The 20,059-nt window shown below is 61.6% G+C and carries 18 protein-coding genes; all 18 read right to left on the bottom strand.

The genetic code is table 11. The features are described from left to right. Positions 1-6: 6 nt before the first annotated feature. The gene (gene hypF / locus FFI94_RS12065; RefSeq protein WP_138873139.1) at positions 7-2,313 is read right to left on the bottom strand and encodes a carbamoyltransferase HypF; all 2,307 of its coding nucleotides are present in this window, start codon (positions 2,311-2,313) and stop codon (positions 7-9) included. Then, a complete protein-coding gene (locus FFI94_RS12060; protein ID WP_138873138.1) occupies positions 2,310-2,567 on the bottom strand; it encodes a HypC/HybG/HupF family hydrogenase formation chaperone in 258 nt (85 codons plus the stop codon). The genes hypF and FFI94_RS12060 overlap by 4 nt, the downstream gene beginning before the upstream one ends. A gap of 3 nt (positions 2,568-2,570) precedes the next feature. Further along, positions 2,571-3,104, bottom strand: a complete 534-nt coding sequence (locus tag FFI94_RS12055) for a hydrogenase maturation protease (protein WP_138873137.1) — start codon at positions 3,102-3,104, stop codon at positions 2,571-2,573. A gap of 6 nt (positions 3,105-3,110) precedes the next feature. Next, on the bottom strand, positions 3,111-3,230 hold the full coding sequence (locus FFI94_RS34705; RefSeq protein WP_397495438.1) for a DUF6893 family small protein: 120 nt from the start codon (positions 3,228-3,230) through the stop codon (positions 3,111-3,113). Then, positions 3,227-4,672: a hypothetical protein gene (locus FFI94_RS12050; protein WP_138873136.1), complete on the bottom strand. Its 1,446-nt coding sequence runs from the start codon at positions 4,670-4,672 to the stop codon at positions 3,227-3,229. The genes FFI94_RS34705 and FFI94_RS12050 overlap by 4 nt, the downstream gene beginning before the upstream one ends. Then, entirely contained in the window at positions 4,669-5,307 is a 639-nt protein-coding gene (locus FFI94_RS12045; RefSeq protein ID WP_138873135.1) for a DUF6084 family protein, read from the bottom strand. Before FFI94_RS12045 ends, FFI94_RS12050 begins: the two co-directional genes overlap by 4 nt. Next, positions 5,304-5,909, bottom strand: coding sequence for a DUF5947 family protein (locus tag FFI94_RS12040; RefSeq protein WP_138873749.1), 606 nt, complete (start codon positions 5,907-5,909; stop codon positions 5,304-5,306). Before FFI94_RS12040 ends, FFI94_RS12045 begins: the two co-directional genes overlap by 4 nt. 14 nt (positions 5,910-5,923) lie before the next feature. Next, on the bottom strand, positions 5,924-6,946 hold the full coding sequence (locus tag FFI94_RS12035; RefSeq protein ID WP_138873134.1) for a NifU family protein: 1,023 nt from the start codon (positions 6,944-6,946) through the stop codon (positions 5,924-5,926). Positions 6,947-6,949: 3 nt separating this feature from the next. Then, positions 6,950-8,743 (bottom strand): nickel-dependent hydrogenase large subunit, encoded by a 1,794-nt coding sequence (locus FFI94_RS12030; protein WP_138873133.1) that lies wholly within the window; start codon positions 8,741-8,743, stop codon positions 6,950-6,952. 52 nt (positions 8,744-8,795) lie between these two features. Beyond that, entirely contained in the window at positions 8,796-9,869 is a 1,074-nt protein-coding gene (locus FFI94_RS12025; protein WP_138873132.1) for a hydrogenase expression protein HypE, read from the bottom strand. A gap of 164 nt (positions 9,870-10,033) precedes the next feature. Then, positions 10,034-10,831, bottom strand: a complete 798-nt coding sequence (hypB, locus tag FFI94_RS12020) for a hydrogenase nickel incorporation protein HypB (protein ID WP_138873131.1) — start codon at positions 10,829-10,831, stop codon at positions 10,034-10,036. A 2-nt stretch (positions 10,832-10,833) separates the two neighbouring features. Next, positions 10,834-11,163: a hydrogenase maturation nickel metallochaperone HypA gene (gene hypA / locus FFI94_RS12015; protein ID WP_185993178.1), complete on the bottom strand. Its 330-nt coding sequence runs from the start codon at positions 11,161-11,163 to the stop codon at positions 10,834-10,836. Positions 11,164-11,346: 183 nt separating this feature from the next. Then, positions 11,347-13,047 (bottom strand): cutinase family protein, encoded by a 1,701-nt coding sequence (locus tag FFI94_RS12010; protein WP_138873129.1) that lies wholly within the window; start codon positions 13,045-13,047, stop codon positions 11,347-11,349. Positions 13,048-13,228: 181 nt separating this feature from the next. Beyond that, a complete protein-coding gene (locus tag FFI94_RS12005; protein ID WP_138873128.1) occupies positions 13,229-14,341 on the bottom strand; it encodes an alcohol dehydrogenase catalytic domain-containing protein in 1,113 nt (370 codons plus the stop codon). Positions 14,342-14,370: 29 nt separating this feature from the next. Continuing rightward, positions 14,371-15,774, bottom strand: coding sequence for a pitrilysin family protein (locus FFI94_RS12000; protein WP_260684022.1), 1,404 nt, complete (start codon positions 15,772-15,774; stop codon positions 14,371-14,373). 127 nt (positions 15,775-15,901) lie between these two features. After that, positions 15,902-18,172: a polyribonucleotide nucleotidyltransferase gene (locus FFI94_RS11995; RefSeq protein ID WP_033234900.1), complete on the bottom strand. Its 2,271-nt coding sequence runs from the start codon at positions 18,170-18,172 to the stop codon at positions 15,902-15,904. A gap of 453 nt (positions 18,173-18,625) precedes the next feature. Beyond that, the gene (rpsO, locus tag FFI94_RS11990) at positions 18,626-18,895 is read right to left on the bottom strand and encodes a 30S ribosomal protein S15 (RefSeq protein ID WP_033234901.1); all 270 of its coding nucleotides are present in this window, start codon (positions 18,893-18,895) and stop codon (positions 18,626-18,628) included. Positions 18,896-19,052: 157 nt separating this feature from the next. After that, positions 19,053-20,033: a bifunctional riboflavin kinase/FAD synthetase gene (locus FFI94_RS11985; protein ID WP_138873127.1), complete on the bottom strand. Its 981-nt coding sequence runs from the start codon at positions 20,031-20,033 to the stop codon at positions 19,053-19,055. Positions 20,034-20,059 lie beyond the last annotated feature (26 nt).

The raw sequence follows: 20,059 nt of genomic DNA, 5'->3' as shown, positions 1-20,059 counted from the left end.
CTGACCTCATAGCGAACTCCCGACCAGCACTTGGCCGTACGCAAGACCACCGTCGTTCGGTGGCAATTCGTGGTGCGTCAGCGGGCGGAAACCGGCGTCCGACAGCAATACCCGCGTCCGCGCCAGGAGTAACGGATTCTGGAAGACCCCTCCGCTCAAGGCAACGTCGTCAACGCCGGCCGCAGCGCGCGCTGCTTGGGCCCAGGTCACCACCAAACGCGCAACGCCCTCGTGAAAACGCGCACCGATCACACCTGCCGACACACCATCGCGTAGGTCCGCAACCACGGAACGTATGACCGGACCCGGATCCGCAATCCACGCCCCGACGGTATCTTCGCGTTCGCCGAAAATGTAGTACTCACTACCGCAGTCGATTCCCCGAGTCACACCTTCCAATTCGATTGCTGCCTGCGCCTCGTACGCCACACTTTGGCGGACACCGGCAAGTGCGGCGACGGCGTCGAACAGCCGTCCCATACTCGATGTCTCCACACAGCCGAAGCCCGTCTCCAACTGATGATCGAGGACGGAACGTTCGCGCGCCGAGCAGGCAGCAACCGGCGGAAGGTCACTGTCCCAGCCGATTCCCGCCGAACGCAGATGCGACAGCGCCATTCGGTACGGCCGTTCCACTCCGGCGTCACCACCCGGCAAGGCTATGTAACCGAGATGCGCAAGACGACGGAAACCTTTGTACGTTGCGAGCAGCATCTCCCCGCCCCATACCGAACCGTCTGCTCCGTAGCCTGTTCCGTCGAAGGCCATTCCGATGACCGGCTCGGCGCCGTCGCAGCCGTTCTCGCCCATCACCGCGGCGATATGCGCGTGATGGTGGCCCACGGTTCGCACCGGCCGCCCCGCCGCATGCTTTCTCGCCCACGCCGACGAGTGATATCTGGGGTGTTCGTCGCACACAACCTGACTCGGGGTGACGCCGGTAATCGATTCGAAGTGCGTCTGCGCCGCCGTAAAACCGTCCAGCACTGCAACATCGCCCATGTCCCCGATGTGTTGACTCGGCCAGGCGGATCTTCCGTCCGCCATCACAAAGGTGTTCTTCAGATCTGCGCCCACCGCCAGAATCGGTGCCACGTCCAACGGCAGTTCAATCGGCAGCGGCGCATACCCACGGGAGCGGCGAAGCATCACTCGGCGACCATCGACTACACGGAGAACCGAATCGTCGCACGGCACCCGGATAGGGCGATCGTGGGTGAGAACCCCGTCCGCAAGCTCGGATACCCTCACCAGATCACTGCCTCGGAACAGGATTGGTTCACCGCCGAGATTTGCCGACGTCATCACCAGCACTGTCGGCCCGGCCGCATCACCGGGAAGGCCGAGCAGGAGGTTCTGGATCGGGTTGTACGCCAGCATGATTCCGATATCCGGAATTCCCGGAGCCACCGAAGGCGCAAGGTCGTATGTCGACGCCTTGTCCACCAGCACGATCGGGCGCGAGCATTCGGTCAGAGCCTGCGACTGCGCCTCGTTGATCCGCCCAACCGCGTGCGCGCTATTCATCTCTCGCACCATCACCGCAAGCGGCTTACCAGGGCGATGCTTGCGTTGTCGCAATTCGTGCACTGCCGATTCGTTTCCTGCATCGCAGGCCAGGTGATACCCCCCGATGCCTTTGACAGCAACAATCTTTCCGGCGCGCAACAACTCTCGCGCCCGTTGCACAGCATTCTCGCCGGTCACGACTTCGGCATCTGCATCTGTATCTGCATCTGTATCAACAAAAGCCAGGGTCGGACCACACTGCGGGCACGCAATCGGCTGAGCGTGAAAGCGCCGATCACCGGGATCGGCATACTCGGCTGCGCATTCCGAACACATCGGAAACCCGTGCATCGTTGTCGCTGCCCGGTCGTACGGAAGTTCTTCGATTATCGTGAACCGCGGACCGCAGTTGGTGCACGTGACGAACGGATGCCGATACCGCCTGTTCCCAGGATCGACCATGTCACGGAGGCAATCGTCGCAGGTCGCGACATCAGGCGGTGCCAACGTCCGCCCAGCGGTCGTCGTGTCCGTGTCCACGATCCGAAACCCGGACCGCCCGCACGCCTGGGCCGGCTCACACTCCACCGAGTCGATCCTGGCCAACGGCGGCCGGCGCACCTGCAGTTCCGTCGCGAACTCCGCGAGCGCCAGATCTTCACCCTCCAGGTCGATCACCACTCCACAGGGCGAGTTCCCCACTGTGCCCGTCAACCCCAATTCGGTTGCGAGCGAATACACGAACGGCCTGAATCCAACTCCTTGAACCACTCCCTGGATCTGTAGTCGGATGGCGGTGATCATGGCTCGCCCTCATCCGCAGGGCGCGATCGACCCATCAATTCGAGGCCCGCCAGCGCCTCGGCGGCACCCTTCGCGTCCACCTTCTCGACAGCAAAGCCCATGTGGATGACAACCCAGTCACCAGCGCCGACGGTATTCTCGTCGAGCATTCCGATATTGACCTTGCGGGTCGCACCTTCCACGTCGACGAGCGCGAGCTGCCCGCCGTATCCGTCGAGCAGCGCCACGACGCGTCCAGGGATACCGAGGCACATGGTTCATGCCCCCTGATCAGCGGTCGCGGCATCTGCCGCCATCGACCCGACGAGACCGAGAACCACCGACGCGGCGCCGGTCACCGCGTCCTGAACAACTGGTGTCAATCCAATCCCTTCCTCCACCGATTCGACATGTGCACCGACAACAAACGTTCGCGGCGGTGTTCCACCAAGAGCCCGCAAACTGGCGAACACGGAGTTCGGATCCAACGAATGCGCATCGAGACTTGCCGTACCGGATTCAACAGCGCTGGAAGAAACAGTGCCGGAAGAAATAGTGCCGTCACCGGTTTCGGCCTCCAGCTCGTACACCTCGACCGCGCCGGGTTTCCCGCTTGGCGGCAGCGCGTCGATCAGTACCAAGGCCTCCCACGGTTCCAGAAGGTCATAGGCCAGGTGCACGCCTCGAATTCCGTAGTCCACCAACTGCACTCCCTCCGGCAGTTGTTCTCGTTGTAGCGCCCGCACAACCTCGGATCCGAACCCGTCGTCTCCGAGGAAGATGTTTCCGACACCCGCAACCAGAACGCGCATGCGTGACTACATCTTTCGCATCCGCAAGTACCGCTGAATATCCGGCATCGACACCACCAACACGACCGCGGCAGCGATCGCTGTAGCGCCGAGAAGTACCGTCGACAGCATTCCCATGCCCTTCATAGTGTGTTCTCCTCTCGATAACTCTGTGTCTGCGCTCTCTGCGTCTGGACTGCGGGCACCGGTTCCACCTCGTCCGGAGCAAAATACAGATAGCGGCCGTACCAGTTGTGCAGGTCCGCGGCGGGATCGTCGAGAATCGTCACACCCACGTGAATGTCGCCGTCCACGTCCTCGTGGATGGTGGCGACGCGCGCGAGCCTGCCGTCGAAAAACAGGTCCTGAGCGTCGGCGCGCCGCGACGGATGTAAGCGCACCGTGCTTCCCCCGGCTATCCGCACCCCGCCCACCAAGATTCCGTCGATTCGCGGTGCCACCGTCGTATCGGCCTCGGGCGACCACCAGTCGACCCCGTCGGGTACCTCGGGAAGCATGGGTGCCGCGTTTCCCGGCCCGTTTTCCTGCCCGGCATGAGGATCACGAAGCACTCCGTGAAGGTCGGCAAAACCTTCAGGGGTCAGGGCCTCGCAACGATCGATGATCTCGGCTGCTTTCGGATCCGTCGCCCGCGCCTGCGCTTTCTCCTCGTCTGTCATCGTCAGAATGCGCAGCGACAGGATCTCGTCGATTTCGGTGGAATCGAACAGCGATCCTTCGCTCTGCCCGGCGATCACGGGAAAGTCGTAGAGAATGATCGGCGATACCAGCACCGTGGTCGAGCGGTCAGGCAACTCCGGAATCGGGGTACCTGCTAGCACCGGATAGCAACGATCCTGAATCAACGGGTACTCGTGTGCCTCCTCGTCGTTCACACCGAAATCGTTCACGCTGAAAAGCGAGATGAACGACGGTGTGTCGCACACCGCGATCACATGCGCCCCGAGCATCGAATACGCCGGCGCCGATTGTTTGTCGACGGTCACGATCTCGGTGGTGTTTCGAACCTCTATCGACAGCACAACCTGATCCGATCTACCCGGCGCGGCCTGAAGATCAACGACGCCTGACAGCGCGACCCGTGTGCGCACAATCCGACCGATGGATGCGCCCTCCGCATCCAGGATCGGTTCGATTTCGGAAAAGGCGGGAACCTCGAAAGCCAGGCTTCGCGTCTCGCTCAGGTTCGCGAGGCGGTGCGGACCCGACTCGATCTCACATTCAATTGCTTCGTCCCACGAAATCCATTCTTGGTCACCGGAAGTCACGTGGTGCATCGACTCCCAGCCATCCGAATCGACACGCCGCTGGACTGTCCTGCGCTGTAGGTGGAGAAACCGCAATGTCACACGTAGGTCGCCGGCATCGGCTGCCACGACAACTTGCGCCGACATCCCTGATTCCTCACCGACACCCAACTCTGCTGCACCCGGTGGTCCGAGCACACCGAACTGCCACCGCGACTGGTTCTTTCCCGAGTTCGCCCGGTACGGGTAGAGCAAGTACCCCTCGTACAGGATGGCGTCGGCTACGGCCCGAACGTCATGGTCGACACCCGTGTGTGTCATTGCGGCACCTCGCTTCCCGCCAGGAGCGCGCCGACCGTGGATTCCAGGTCCGTGTAGCCGTGTGCGGCTTTGAATCGGGTGAGTTCGGCAATGGTGTCATGATCGAGGCGTACCCAACCCGAACCCGGGTAATGCGTCTCGACCATGCGCTTCCACGTGTCCACGGGCATGTCGTACGACGCCGATCTGTCCCAAGGAATTTGCTCGACCGAGAATCCGCGACTGCCGTCGGTGAAGACGGTGCCGCTCAGTAGCACGACTACCGGCACCGTGCCGTCCTGCAGGGCATGCATGTACTTGGAGGCGGTCACCGCCACGTCGTACGTACACGGCATAGGCAGGTCGGCGACGGTGACTCCGGAGAACCCCTGGACCACCGTCGAGCATTCCATCCACAGGAAGGTTCGCAGAGTGCTCGACCACCGTTCACGCCGACCGAACAAATCGAGCAGCGCTTCTTCTTCCGCGGCGGAGTACGGACGTCTGTGAGGTTCGATCCGAACCTGCGCTCGAACAGCCAGCGCCCGGACGGGTGTTCCGGTCGACTCCGAGATCTTCAGTTTCACTATGAGATTGGGGGTCACCGCGTACGGGTCGACCACGATGTCCACGACGGAGAACTCCAATGCGGTCATCGCGATCCCCGCTTCTCGACCGTGCGAAAGAACTCCGTGATCTCGGCGTGTGCATCCTGCCCGCCGTCGAAACCGCGCCACACCTTCCGCAATCGCCCTACCAACTCGTAGCAGGCGTCGATCGGCACGATGAAACATCGAGGAACTTGCTCTCCCGGAACAATGTGAACGATCAAGGCTTCGACGTCTGCTCGCATGGTGCTCGATCGCGGATTCTCGCGCAGCACTGCCTCGAAAGCATCGATGGGCAGTTCCGATTCCGTGGCCCCGGCCGGACCGGGATAAAATGCGATGAATTTGTCCAACACGGAATTGCGGAAGAAGAACGCCAGATTCACCGGAATCTCCAGCGATTCCCATCGGCCCGGACCCAGTTCGAAATCGTCGAGTTCCTCGTAGCGGTCCGGAACTGCCTTGTATCGCAGATCAGCGTCTACGGGGGCAAACAGCAGGTAACACGGTCGACAGACGCACATCAGGCTTCGCACCGAGACATCCACGACGTGCTGATGGTCGTCGCCGATATCGACCGCGCACATCTCGCAGCGCGGGCCGGTTGGCACCGATCGCGCCGACGCTATTCTCGTGAGAACCTCTCCCACAGTGGATTTTGCCACTACATCACCGATACCTGAACGTCTGCCGACGAGCTGCCCGGCGTTGAATTGCCCGGTGTCGAATTGCCCGGTGTCGAATTGCCCGGTGTCGAATTGCCCGGCGCAGCACTCCCTGGCACCGCCACCGACAGGACCCCGTCGCGAGGTAAGAGCGGTAGCGGAGCAAGGTGTTCTGCCCCGTCGTCAACACCGGCACCGACACGCGCGCCCGCAGTGCGAACGTCGTAGTGAGTTCCGCAGGTCGGACAGGTCAACACCACCCCACTGCTCGCGGGTCGTCCCATCATGCGCTCCAGCACCGCCCCCGCCATCGACCGATCACAGACCGGACAGTGGTCGCGGTAGGCGTACAACGTGTCGCCGAGCCTGCATACCAACAGATCTGCGCCTTCGACACGAAAGCCTGCCACGTCACCTTCGCCGACCTCGGCAAACTCCGGCACCCCGATCCAGTGACTGGCGGTGTCGTGATGGATGTGCGAGAACAGCGATTCCGCTGAAATCACACCAGCTTTCGGCTCGTGTTCTGTCGGGGTCTCGACCTCGATGCCGCTCGTCTCGGGCGCCGCGGCCGTCACGGCGTCCTGCACCGCCGATTCGAGGGTGACGGATGACGACGGACAACTGTTGCAGCTACCGAGCAACCGCAATCGCACCACACCACCGGATACGTCGATCAATTCGACGTCGCCGCCGTGCGAGCCGAGGTACGGTCGCACGCTGTCCAGTGCGGTGCGTATACGGGTCTCCACGTCGTGCGGATGCAGACCATGCACAAGCAGAAGACTCGAGATCAGATCGTCGCGAGTCATCGCATCGATCATCGCGGAGTCTGCAAGCTGCACAGTGCGTTCGAGAGCCGCGCCGTAAAGTTGCACCACTTCGCGCACCAGTTGCTCGGCACGATCACGTGCTACCGGCCCGCCACCTGCGCTGGCCTGCAACAGCGTTTCGATGCGTTCGCCCGCTCCTCGCCAATAGTCACCCGGCGGCGCACCGCTCTCGTTCTCACCGTGCTCCACGGGCTACTCCCCCGTCACGGATTGTGTCGGCGAATGCAGTTTCTCGATGGTCTTACCCCCACCGAGATACATGTGCACGCCACACGGCAGGCAGGGGTCGAAACTGCGGACTGTGCGCATGATGTCGATACCCTTGAAATGGTCCCGATCGTTCTCCTCGAAGATCGGCTGACCTTGCACCGCATCCTCGTACGGTCCGGGGGTGCCGTAGCTGTCTCGTGGGCTCGCGTTCCACGGAGTTGGCGGGTACGGGTGGTAGTTCGCAATCTTGCCGTCCCGAATCACCATGTGGTGGGAGAGAACTCCGCGGACGGCTTCGGTGAAGCCACAGCCGATACCCTCGTCCGGAACTTCGAAGGATTCCCACGTCTTGGTTCGGCCGGCACGAATCTCCACCAAGGCCTTCTCCGCAAAATGTAGTGCGGACGCAGCCGCGTAGGCCTGGAAATACGTACGTGCACGATTCCTTTCGAGCGTGTTGCTCCCGTGTTCGGGGATGTTCCACTCGAGGCTGACCGGACCCTTCAATGCAGTCTTGGGCAGATTGATCTGCACGCTGTGTCCGGTTGACTTGACGTAGCCGATGTCGACCAACCCCGCCAGCGCCGTGCTCCACAGGCGGGCGAGCGCACCGCCGCCGGTGTCGAGAGCAAGATTGTCTTTTCCGTCGAACCATCGAGGCGACATCACCCAGCTGTACTTGTCCTCCAGATCACGCTTCTGAGGATGGGGATTGGTGTGCTGGTTCCACGGGTGACGCCGATCCACCGTATTACCGAGTGGGTCGGTCTTGACGAACATCTCCTGGTCTTTCCAGTCCTCGTAATACGAAGAGCCCAGCATGATTCGGATACCGAGATTGATGTCGACCAGATCGGTTGTGACCAGTTTGCCGTCGACCACGACGCCGGGGGTCACAAACATCTTGCGTCCCCACTCCGTCATGTCCTTGTACTCGAAATTGCAGACTTCCGGATCCTGGAACGACCCCCAACAACCGAGCAGTGTTCGACGCAGACCTACCTTCTCGTAGCCGGGCAGGGCTTCGTAGAAAAAATCGAACAGATCGTCGTGCATGGGCACGACCTTCTTCATGAACTCGACGTAGCGCATCAACCGCGTCATGTAGTCGGTCATCAGTTCGATGGTGGCCACTGTGCCGACGCCGCCCGGATAGAGCGTCGACGGGTGGACGTGACGTCCCTCCATCAGACAGAACATTTCACGGGTGGAACGCGAAACCTGAAGGGCCTCACGGTAGAACTCGCCGGTGAACGGATTGAGGGTGCGCATGATGTCGGCGATGGTGCGGTAACCGTGCTGATCCTCGTGCCGGCAGCGGGTGTTCTCAGCCTGCGCCAGGACACCGGGATTGGTCTCGGACACCATCTTCTCGCAGTAGTCGACCGCAACAAGATTCTCCTGAAAGATGTTGTGGTCGAACATGTATTCTGCTGCTTCGCCGAGATTGACGATCCACTCGCCCAGATGTGGCGGTTTGACTCCGTACGCCATGTTCTGGGTGTAGCACGAGCACGTCGCGTGGTTGTCGCCGCAAATCCCGCAGATTCGACTGGTGATGAAATGCGCGTCGCGCGGGTCTTTCCCCTTCATGAACAGGGAATAGCCACGGAAGATCGACGACGTGCTGTGGCATTCCACGACCTCCCGGTTCGCGAAGTCGATCTTGGTGTAGATGCCCAGACTTCCGACGATGCGGGTGATGGGATCCCACGCCATCTCCACCAGACCGTCACGATCTGCGGTGGAGGTGGGTTCGGGAACGATGGCCGTCATGTCAGTGCCTCCCAGTATCGATGTAACGCGAGGTCGATGTTTCGCGAGTCGTTCACCACGTACGCGTGGCGCCGGTGAGCAACTTCGAACCTCGTTCGCGCCAATGCGGTTCCTTGTCCAAAGTGTGACCGGTGATCCGGCGCAGGCTGTGAATCACGCTGCCGTACATACCCACAGCGGTGGACGAGAGCTTGCCGCCTGGCGGTTCGTCCATGAAGGGCATGAATTTGTCCGGGAACCCCGGCATGGTGCACCCAATGCAGATGCCGCCCACATTGGGGCATCCACCCACTCCGTTGATCCAACCACGTTTGGGCACATTGCATTTCACGACAGGACCCCAACAGCCCAGTTTCACGATGCACTTGGGTGAACCGTATTCGGTGGCAAACTCTCCTTGCTCGTAGTAGCCACCGCGATCGCAGCCCTCGTGCACCGTCGCACCGAACAGCCATTGCGGCCGCAACGATTCGTCGAGCGGAATCATCGGCGCCTGATCGGTTGCCATGTACAACAGGTACGTCAGTGTCTCGGACAGATTGTCCGGCTGGATCGGGCATCCCGGCACACACACGATCGGGATGCCCGCCTTGGATTTCCACGTCCATCCCAGATAGTCCGGTACACCCATCGCTCCGGTCGGATTTCCCGCCATGGCGTGAATACCGCCGTACGTCGCGCAGGTACCAACGGCAACAACCGCAGTCGCTTTGGGCGCCAACCTGTCCAACCACTCACTGGTGGTAACCGGTTGACCCGTTTCCCGATTGTTGCCGAATCCGCACCAGTAACCCTCGTCGTGCAGTTTCTCGTTCGGGATCGACCCCTCGACAACAAGGACAAACGGTTCGAGTTCACCCCGATCGGCTTTCCAGAACCATTCCAGGAAATCGTCGGCACCACCCTCCGGCCCACATTCGAAGTCGATCAGTGGCCAATGCACCGCAACCTGTGGCAAGCCGGGCAGCGCACCGAGTGCAATCTCTTCGATGCTTGGTTGCGTGGCCGCGGTCAACGCCACCGAATCGCCGTCACAACTGAGCCCGGCGTTGATCCACAAAACATGGATGAGAGTTTCTTCCGCCTTCGCTGCTGCGGTGTCCGCAGTCGCATTCCGAGTATTCATATCAGCCGCTTTCACGTGTGCGACGGCACCACTTGCTACACCGGGTCTGGTTCCACCGGATTCCTGCCGCCGGTATCGAACACCACCCGAGCCGATATTCGGCCCGCAACGTGGCACCCACTCATTTCATTAAGTACCCGAGCAGATCAGTTGTCAACGACAACTCAGGAAAGCGCCATGCGAGTATCGATCCAGTCATACCACTGCGACAAACCCTCACCCGTTGTCGCCGACAAAACCACAACGCGCACAGCAGGATTCAACGATTTTGCCTGACGGATACATTCTTCGACATCAAAATCCACATAGGGAAGCAAATCGATCTTGTTGACAATGACAAGGTCCGCGGCGGTAAAGATATGCGGATACTTCATTGGCTTGTCGGCGCCTTCCGGCGTAGAAATTAGGACAACCTTGCCTTCCTCGCCGAGGTCAAAAAGCGCGGGACACACTAGATTTCCCACATTTTCGATCAAGAGAAGCGAACCGTCGGGCGGGCGGTTGACGGTAATCGCCCGATCGATCATTTCGGCGTCCAGATGGCAACCGGCGCCCGTATTCACTTGGACAACAGGAGATCCCGTCGACCGAATTCTCTCGGCATCGAGCGCAGTCTCCTGGTCCCCCTCGATAACGGCAATCGGAAACCGGCCACGCAAGTCGTTGATCGTGCGAACCAGCAACGTTGTCTTACCCGCACCCGGCGAACTCATGACATTGAGCGCGGCAATCGCGCGCCGCCGCATCCACTCGCGATTACGGGTGGCAATGTCGTCGTTCTTCGCCAGCACCTGCTGTTCCAGAACAACGGTTGTGCTGGGCGAATGACTGTGCGGGTGCTCATGATCGTGCGGGTGCTCATGATCGTGCGGGTGCTCGTGACCGTGCCCCAATTCACTGTGCTCCGATTCACCGGAGATTCGCACCCCCGCGCCCTCGCCGCAGCCGCACGTTGCGCACATGATCAGCTCACTTCCATCGACAGTATCCGTAGTTCACGCCCCGCAAGGATCTCGACGTCGGCGCTGCCACAGGGGCAGAGCAGGATCATGTCCGGCGGCGAGAAAACCTCACCGCACTCATGGCAACGCACACTCGTCGCAATCTCGTCGATGCGCAGACTCGCGCCTTCGGCCCGAGTACCCGCCGTCACGACGTCGAAGCAGAACAACAACGAATCGGGCACAACCGCACACAGTCGTCCCACTTCGAGTCGGACACCGCATACCCGTCTCGCCCCGGCCTTCTCGCACACGGCATCGACCACACTCTGGGCAATTGACAGTTCATGCACGGCTGGCCCGCAATTCACACGTGAAGGGAACGTGCATTCCACGATAAGCGCCACATCACCCAGGCAACAGAGTGGAGAACCGGGCAACAGAGTCGAGCTGGGCAGTCCCGGGCATAGAAACATGAAAAAGGCTGCGATCCGCGTGTACACGCGGATCGCAGCCTGATGCTTGCCGAGAAAGGGTTACTGGCCCGGAGTCGACGGTTTGGTTGTGGTCGTCGTCGTGGACGTCACCGTAGTGGTGGTAGCGGCCGCCGCATCCGAAGTCGCTGTCTCCGATGTCGGAGCGCTCGAGACTGCTGCGCCCGTGGTGGGAACTACCGATTCGGTCGGCGTTGCGACCGCACCTGACGTCGCGGAAGCATCTCCTGCGGCAGGAGCAACCGGAGACGTTCCCGGCGCGGTTGCGGAATCCGTCGAACCCGTGGTGCCGGCAGGAGCCTGACCCTCGGTGCCTTCGGCTGCAGCAACATCGCCTTCTGCAGTGTCGTCAGCCATGTACGCGTCGACGGCAGCGGCAAGCTCTACTGCTGTGGGCTTGGCCGTCGTATCGACGGGCTTGCCGTCCTTGGCCTGCTGCGCGAGATACGTGAGCCACGCTGCCGCGTACTGCGCTGAAGTCAACGGCTTGCCGTTCGCGGCGTCGGCGTCGCGCCAGTAGTCGAAGTGATGTCCGACGTCCGGACCGAGCGTCATCTGGTACGGATCACTCATGATCACCGGGATCGTGTTCTGGTTGGTGGCGATCAGTCCGACGATCTCCTTGAAGAGCTTCTGCGGCAGGTACGCCAGCGGAGACACCTTCTCAGCGGTGATCGTGTCTTCGTCGGCCACCGTGGTAACCGTGGTGGTGGTACCCGGCTTGTAGTCCGGATCCGATACCTTCAGCATCACCTGGAGGAAGGTCTCGTCGCTCTGCATCCAATCAGGGTTGGATGAAATGTCGTTGAATGCCTCGAAGACGATCTGGCCGAGCACAACCGCAACATTGATGCCGGTGGTCGGGGTGAGTCCCTGGGATTCGAGATCGTCGATGTTCAACTGACGGCCGACGTTCGCAGCCAGGAGCAGGAGCGAAATATTGCTCGGAGCCGAGCACGTGAAGTCACCGTCGGAACAGAACGAGGCGACCTTGCCGTTCAACTTGCCGAAGCTGCCCGCAGTGTCGGGGAGAACGCCCTGACCTGGTGTCGCCAACGTTCCGGTCTGATACTTCGTATCGAAGTTATCCGGGTTCGTGAACGGATTGGCAGCACCGATGAATGTGCCGTCGCCGGCCAGACGCCCTGCGTCCGCGAGCAGGACCACGCCGACAACCTTGTCCGCCTCTACCCCGAACTCATTGTTCTCCTGGTTGCCGATGTCCATGGCAACACGGCGGACGACGTCAGCGCCCTCGCTGTACCCGACGATCGAGAACTGCGTCTTGGGGCATTCCTTCGCGATCGCGCTCATGACGGACTGGGTGTTTGCCGCGCCGGCAGCAACGGCATCCTCGTACGACGCCATGTTTGCCGGGTAGGCGATATAGACAGCCGCATAAGAGTCGGGCTTGGTCGTGTTGACCGAACCGGCCGGGTTGATCACCTGATCGACGCGGTCGCTCGTGTAGTCACCCGACAGTGCGGCGGGAAGCGGCTTTCCGTCTGCGCCGAGCAGCATCTTGACCGTGTTCGCGTCCGGTGTGTCGTGCCGACCGGCAACTGCGATGCTCACCATGTCGTGGCATTCGGTGACCGACGACGTCAGTTGCGTCTCGATCGTGCTGGACTGCGGTGCGTCCACTGCTACCGCTACAGCTACCAGCGCTGCAACGCCGAGCGCTGCAGGCGCCAGTGCGCCCGCAAGTATTCGATGTCGTGACAAGAACCCACGAACCGGCATATTTTCTCCCCAATCCACTTTCGGAAAACGTACGACCGACCCCCGGGGCGTCACGCAACGTCATTCGAGTAGTCGTCCAGTTCGGAAGAAGCGTTACATCGGTTAACGATGTGCCAGGGCTGCGAGTACCGGAATCGGGAGCAAAGCGCGAGCTCTCGATCGACAAAATCCCTGCTCAGCCCTACTCTGAACCGAAAATAATGACCTGTCGGATTGCTTTCCCGTCCGCCAGTTCGTCCATCCCCGAATTGATGTCGGCCAACTCGATTCGTGACGAGATGAGCTTCTCTACCGGCAGCCGTCCGTCGCGCCACAATTGCGCGTAGATCGGGATGTCTCGGACCGGCACTGCCGATCCGAGATAGCTGCCGATGACGGTCCGAGCTTCCGCGACCAGTCCGAGTGGCGAAATCGACGAGCGCGCGTCGGGCGCGGGCAGACCCACCGTCACCGTAGTGCCACCCGCAGCCGTGGCGGCCACTGCGGTTTCGAACGCCCGCGCATTACCGGCCGCTTCCACTACTATGTCCGCACGGACCCCACTTTCGGACAATCCGGACGGCGTGAAGACCTCGGTCGCACCCAACTCCAGGGCCTGAGCCAGCTTCGACTCGAGCGCGTCGACACCGATGACCGTCGCGACACCCAATGCTCGGGCAGTCAGAATTGCCGCCATACCGACGCCGCCCAAACCGACAACCATCACAGTGTCGGTAGGACGGGGCTTTGCCGCATTGAGTAGTGCACCGCCACCGGTCAGCACCGCGCAACCCAGCACGGCCGCAACATCCGGCGGTACGTCGTCGTCCACGGCCACCACCGACTTGGCATTCACGACCGCGTGCGTCGCAAATCCGGACACTCCGAGATGATGCTTGACGCTCGCACCGTCGCGCCGCAATCGGTGCGCACCGCCGAGAAGACTGCCGTCGTTGTTTGCCGCGCTGCCCACCGCGCACGGCATCCGGCCGTCGGTTGCGCAGCCGGCGCACTCGCCGCACCGAGGCAGGAAGGTCATGACAACACGATCCCCCACCCGCAGATCCTCGACGCCGTCACCGACGTGCTCGATCCGACCGGCAGCTTCGTGCCCCAGCAGCATCGGCACGGGGCGGACACGATTACCGTCCACGACGGAGAGATCCGAGTGACACAGTCCGGCTGCCTCGATCCTCACGAGGATCTCACCGGGCCCGGGAGCATCAAGTTCGAGTTCCGACACGGTAATCGGCATCGACGACGCGTACGGCCGGCTCCGCCCGATTTCTTCGAGAACTGCTCCGCGAATCTTCAACTGCGCACCCTGATTTCGCTAGTTATCGACTATCGAACAATCCCACGCACTGACGCCGGCAGATCCCGGACACGCTTGTACGGACCCACGACTGCGGCGGCAAACGGCCTTGTCAGCAGTGTCTGCGCCACCTCGAGAACTTCTTCCGCGGTGACGGCGTCGATGGACGCCAAAGTCTGCGCGACGCTGCGGTGATTGCCGTAGTTCAATTCACTACGGCCGATGCGGTTCATCCGCGAACCTGAATCTTCAAGCGAGAGAACGAGACTGCCCCGAAGAGCGCCCTTGGATCGCGCGATTTCCGCATCCGTGATACCACCGGCCGCCACCTGAGCGAGAACCTCGCGGATCACCGTGGTGACTTCGCCCAAGTTCTCCGGCTGACAGCCCGCGTACACCGAGAACGCACCCGTGTCCGCAAATGTGTCCACTCCGGAGTACACGGAATACGCCAAACCACGCTGTTCCCGAATCTCTTGGAACAGACGCGAACTCAAGCCGCCGCCCACCGCTGTATTGAGCACCGACAGCGCCCACCGATGACCTTCGTGACGGCCGAAAGCCCGCACACCGAGCGCAAGATGAACCTGTTCGCTGTCGCGGTGCGTCAAACTCAGTTCCGGCATCGTGCGCAGACGCAGAGTTCCCTCACGGCGCGGAGCCGGCTTCACACCACGCTCGAGGTGACCGGCAAATGCGCGCTTCGCCAACGTCACCACCTGCTTGTGATCGACATTTCCGGCAACCGCGAGAACCATCCGTTGCGGCGTGTACCGACGCACATGGAAGGAATGCAACTGATTGCGGGACATCGACTCGATGGAATCCACGCTACCGATGATGGGACGACCCACCGGATGATCACCGAACAGAGCCGTCAGAAAGGCATCACCGAGGAGATCTTCCGGATCGTCGTCGCGCATCGCGATCTCTTCGAGGACGACCTGCCGTTCGACATCGACATCTGCCGACCGGCACCGGCCGCGCAGAACGACATCGGCGACAAGATCAACCGCCATCGACAGATCCTCGTCGATCACGTGCGCGTAGAAGCACGTGTGCTCCTTGGACGTGAAGGCGTTGAGTTCGCCGCCCACCCCGTCCATGACCTGAGCGATGTCGAGCGCCGTACGCGACGGAGTCGACTTGAAGAGCAGGTGCTCGAGGAAATGGGCCGCGCCGGCAACGCTGGGCTGCTCGTCGCGCGATCCGACACCCACCCAGACGCCGACAGACGCACTGCGCACACCCGGAATGAACTCGGTGACGACTCGGAGTCCGCCAGGCAGAACTGTCCGCTGAACACCGGATTCGGGAAGAGCGTCGATCGGTGTTGCGAGTGCAGCACTACGGCTGCGCGTCTTCTTCGCAGCATTCTTGGCAGTTGTCGTGCCGGATGTCTTGGCAGTGGTCTTGCCTGGGGTCTTGGCCATGAAAAAGTTCAGCAGTCCTCGGTGCGGAGAATGATCAGGTCCGGAAAGTATGTGTCTACAGACAGTACAGATGCGGCCCCGCACGGAAATCCGCGCGGGGCCGCATCGAACAAACCGAGAAGTAGTGCTACTCGGAAGCAGCCTCTTCAGCAGCCGGAGCGGCAGCGTCGTCGTTGCCCTCTTCCACGGGGATCAGCGAGATCTTGCCGCGAGCGTCGATGTCGGCGATCTCGACACGGATCTTGGATCCGACGTTGACCACGTCTTCGACCTTGGCAATACGCTTGCCGCTGCCCAGCTTGGAAATGTGCACCAGTCCGTCGCGACCCGGCAGGAGCGAAACGAAGGCACCGAAGGCGGTGGTCTTGACGACCGTGCCCAGGAACCGCTCGCCGACCTTGGGGAGCTGCGGGTTGGCAATGGCGTTGATCATGTCGATCGCGGCCTGTGCAGACGGTCCATCGGTGGCGCCGACGAACACGGTGCCGTCGTCTTCGATGGAGATGTTGGCACCGGTCTGCTCGGTGATGGAGTTGATCATCTTGCCCTTGGGGCCGATGACCTCGCCGATCTTGTCGACCGGGACCTTGATGGCCGTCACGCGAGGCGCAAACGGGCTCATCTCGTCCGGGGTGTCGATGGCCTCGGCCATGACCTCGAGGATCGTGGTGCGAGCATCCTTGGCCTGCGCGAGTGCGCCCGCGAGGACCTTGGACGGGATGCCGTCGAGCTTCGTGTCCAGCTGCAGAGCCGTGACGAAGTCCTTGGTACCGGCAACCTTGAAGTCCATGTCACCGAAAGCATCTTCGGCGCCGAGGATGTCCGTCAGTGCCACGTAACGGGTTTCGCCGTCGACCTGGTCGGAGACGAGGCCCATGGCGATACCGGCAACCGGAGCCTTCAGCGGCACACCGGCGTTGAGCAGTGCGAGCGTGGAAGCACACACCGAGCCCATCGAGGTGGAACCGTTGGAGCTCAGAGCCTCGGAGACCTGGCGAATCGCGTACGGGAACTCTTCGACGCTGGGCAGAACCGGCATGAGAGCGCGCTCAGCGAGAGCACCGTGACCGATTTCGCGACGCTTCGGCGAACCGACGCGACCCGTCTCACCGGTGGAGTACGGCGGGAAGTTGTAGTGGTGCATGTAGCGCTTGCTGGTCTCGGGGCCGAGCGAGTCGACCTGCTGAGCCATCTTCACCATGTCGAGTGTGGTGACACCCAGGATCTGGGTCTCGCCGCGCTCGAACAGTGCGCTGCCGTGTGCGCGCGGGATGATCGCAACCTCGGCGGACAGCGAACGGATGTCCGTGACGCCGCGGCCGTCGATGCGGAACTGATCGCGCAGGATGCGCTGGCGAACCAGCTTCTTGGTGAGCGAGCGGAACGCTGCTCCCAGTTCCTTCTCGCGGCCTTCGAAGTTCGGTGCAACCTGCTCGAGAACCTCGACCTTGACCTCGTCGGTCTTGTCGTCACGTTCCTGCTTGCCGGCGATTGTCAGTGCGGCATTGAGCTTTTCGGACGCAGCAGCCTCGACGGCAGCAAAAACGTCGTCCTGGTACGCCGGGAAGACCGGGTAGTCACCCGTGGGCTTTGCAGCCTTGGATGCCAGTGCTGCCTGCGCTGCGCACAGGCGTGCGATGAACGGCTTGGCAGCCTCGAGGCCTTCGGCGACGATGGTCTCGGTGGGAGCCTGAGCGCCGTCGGCGATCTTCGCGATGACGTTGTCGGTGGCCTCGGCCTCGACCATCATGATCGCGACGTCGGCGTTGTCACCGCTGCCGGACACGACGCGGCCGGCGACGACCATGTCGAAGACGGCGTTCTCGAGCTGATCGACCGTCGGGAATGCAACCCACTGGCCGGCCTTGTTGTCCTCGGAGACGATGAGTGCAACACGCACGCCACCAACGGGTCCGGAGAACGGCAGGCCCGCGATCTGCGTCGACGCGGATGCGGCATTGATAGCCACGACGTCGTACAGATCCTGCGGGTTGAGGCTCATGACCGTGACGACGACCTGGATCTCGTTACGGAGACCGTCGACGAACGACGGACGCAGCGGCCGGTCGATGAGGCGGCAGGTCAGGATCGCGTCCGTGGAGGGGCGTCCCTCACGACGGAAGAACGAGCCGGGGATACGGCCCGCCGCGTACATGCGCTCTTCGACGTCCACCGTCAGGGGGAAGAAGTCGAAATGCTCCTTGGGGTGCTTGCTGGCGCTCGTGGCGGACAGCAGCATGGTCTCGTCGTCCAGGTAGGCAACGACGGCACCGGCGGCCTGCTGAGCAAGGCGTCCGGTCTCGAAACGGATGGTGCGGGTACCGAAGGACCCGTTGTCGATCACGGCGGTGGATTCGAACACGCCTTCGTCGACCTCTACTACAGAATTCTCTGTCATCTTTTTATCTTCACTTCCCTCTCGTCTTCGCCGTACCCGCGCGGGCGTTCCCACCCTCCTGGTGGAAACTGCGCACCGAGGGACGTCCCCCTCTTGAATTGCAGAAGTTCCTACGTGCGAACTGGTCTCTGCTTCGGGACGTCACTGACGTTCGGGGCGGCCGTCGATCGAAGTTCGCCGGAACCACAGGGCATTTGCCCGGTCCGGAGAACCACTACCGACAACCGACACCACGTTCTCTGATGCATACGGTGTGCTGACTGCGCACTGCACAACTGCGTATAGACAACTGCGTCTAGACAACTGTGCATAGCGCCGACAGCGGAAACTGCCTTGCGGCAGCTAACGCCGAAAGCCAGCGAAGCCCAGTATATGCGTGGCTTCGCCGGCTAACGGAGTGTTCGGCAAACCGAAGCCTGCCGTGTTGCTTTCGATCAGCGTCGTGAGAAAAATCTAGCGACGCAGGCCGAGGCGCTCGATGAGCGCACGGTAACGAGCGACGTCCGTCTTTGCCACGTACTTGAGCAGACGACGACGACGACCAACCATCAAGAGCAGTCCACGACGCGAGTGGTGGTCATGCTTGTGGGTCTTGAGGTGCTCGGTGAGATCGGTGATGCGCTTGGTGAGCATTGCCACCTGAGCTTCGGGTGATCCCGTGTCGGTCTCGTGCAAGCCGTACTCGCCGAGAACGGCCTTCTTTTCTTCCGTGGTCAATGCCACTTGATTCACTCCTGTGATGACGTTTGCGTGAAAGGAACTAGATCGGACGCGGCCGCCGCAAACCGCAGCACGCATCGAGAGGAGATTCTACCAGGACCGTTGCGATCGATTTACCGGTCGACCGCAAGTGTGTCAGCCGACACTCTGCCGCCAGGCGTCAGCCGACGCTCTGCTGCGAATCACTGTCCAGGATTTCGCGGGCGCGCTCGACATCGCGATTCATTTCCGCGATCAACGACTCGATGGAATCGAATTTCTCCATACCGCGGATCCGCGCCACCAGGTCGACGGCAACATGCTGTCCGTACAGGTCGGCGTCGGCGTCGAGAACAAAAGCCTCGACGGTGCGAGTGCGACCGGAGAACGTCGGATTGGTACCGACAGACACCGCCGCTTTGTACCGCTTTCCCGGTACGAGCGTGCCCAACTCCTCGTCGGCCCCCAGAACGCTGAACCACGCCGCGTAGACGCCGTCGGCCGGAATTGCCGAGAACACCGGAGGCGCAACATTTGCCGTCGGAAATCCGAGTTCACGGCCGCGCTTGTCGCCGTGCACCACAACACCTTCGACGCGATGCGGCCGACCGAGCGCCTCGGTAGCCGCAGCCATGTCGCCGGCGTCGACGCACGAGCGAATGTAGGTCGACGAGAACGTCACTGCATGCTCGGCGAGCAATTGGACGCCGTCGACGGCAAATCCGAATCGATCGCCCATTTCACGAAGCAGATCGACGTTACCCAGGGCTTTCTTGCCGAACGTGAAGTTGTCACCCACGACGACCTCGGCAACGTGCAAGCGCTCCACCAGAATTTCGTGGACGTACCGCTCCGGAGTCAGCTTCATGAAATCCGCGGTGAACGGCATGACGCAGAAGACGTCGATACCCAATTCCTCGGCCAGCTCCGCACGACGCGCCAACGTCGTCAACTGAGCCGGATGACTCCCCGGTCGCACAACCTCCATGGGGTGCGGATCGAACGTCATGAGCACACTGGGAACCCCACGCTCGCGCGCAGCGGCTACTGCCCGTGCAATCAATTGGGCATGCCCACGGTGCACACCGTCGAACACACCGATAGTGAGTACACAACGACCCCAATCGGCCGGAACTTCGTCGAGACCACGCCACCTCAGCACGAAAGGCAGCCTACGGGGCGCACCGC

The sequence above is a fragment of the Rhodococcus sp. KBS0724 genome (assembly GCF_005938745.2).
In the GTDB taxonomy this organism is placed as follows: Bacteria; Actinomycetota; Actinomycetes; order Mycobacteriales; family Mycobacteriaceae; genus Rhodococcus_F.
This window is presented reverse-complemented; position numbering and strand designations above follow the sequence as displayed.

Bases quoted from the DNA above. Each gene is read 5' to 3' on its own strand.
- FFI94_RS12000 (WP_260684022.1), bottom strand. From the start codon at position 15,774: ATGGCCAAGACCCCAGGCAAGACCACTGCCAAGACATCCGGCACGACA.
- FFI94_RS12050 (WP_138873136.1), bottom strand. From the start codon at position 4,672: ATGACACACACGGGTGTCGACCATGACGTTCGGGCCGTAGCCGACGCC.
- FFI94_RS12025 (WP_138873132.1), bottom strand. From the start codon at position 9,869: ATGAATACTCGGAATGCGACTGCGGACACCGCAGCAGCGAAGGCGGAA.
- FFI94_RS12055 (WP_138873137.1), bottom strand. From the start codon at position 3,104: ATGCGCGTTCTGGTTGCGGGTGTCGGAAACATCTTCCTCGGAGACGAC.
- FFI94_RS11995 (WP_033234900.1), bottom strand. From the start codon at position 18,172: ATGACAGAGAATTCTGTAGTAGAGGTCGACGAAGGCGTGTTCGAATCC.
- hypB (WP_138873131.1), bottom strand. From the start codon at position 10,831: ATGTGCGCAACGTGCGGCTGCGGCGAGGGCGCGGGGGTGCGAATCTCC.
- FFI94_RS12045 (WP_138873135.1), bottom strand. From the start codon at position 5,307: ATGACCGCATTGGAGTTCTCCGTCGTGGACATCGTGGTCGACCCGTAC.
- FFI94_RS12010 (WP_138873129.1), bottom strand. From the start codon at position 13,047: ATGCCGGTTCGTGGGTTCTTGTCACGACATCGAATACTTGCGGGCGCA.
- FFI94_RS34705 (WP_397495438.1), bottom strand. From the start codon at position 3,230: ATGAAGGGCATGGGAATGCTGTCGACGGTACTTCTCGGCGCTACAGCG.
- FFI94_RS12030 (WP_138873133.1), bottom strand. From the start codon at position 8,743: ATGACGGCCATCGTTCCCGAACCCACCTCCACCGCAGATCGTGACGGT.
- FFI94_RS12060 (WP_138873138.1), bottom strand. From the start codon at position 2,567: ATGTGCCTCGGTATCCCTGGACGCGTCGTGGCGCTGCTCGACGGATAC.
- hypF (WP_138873139.1), bottom strand. From the start codon at position 2,313: ATGATCACCGCCATCCGACTACAGATCCAGGGAGTGGTTCAAGGAGTT.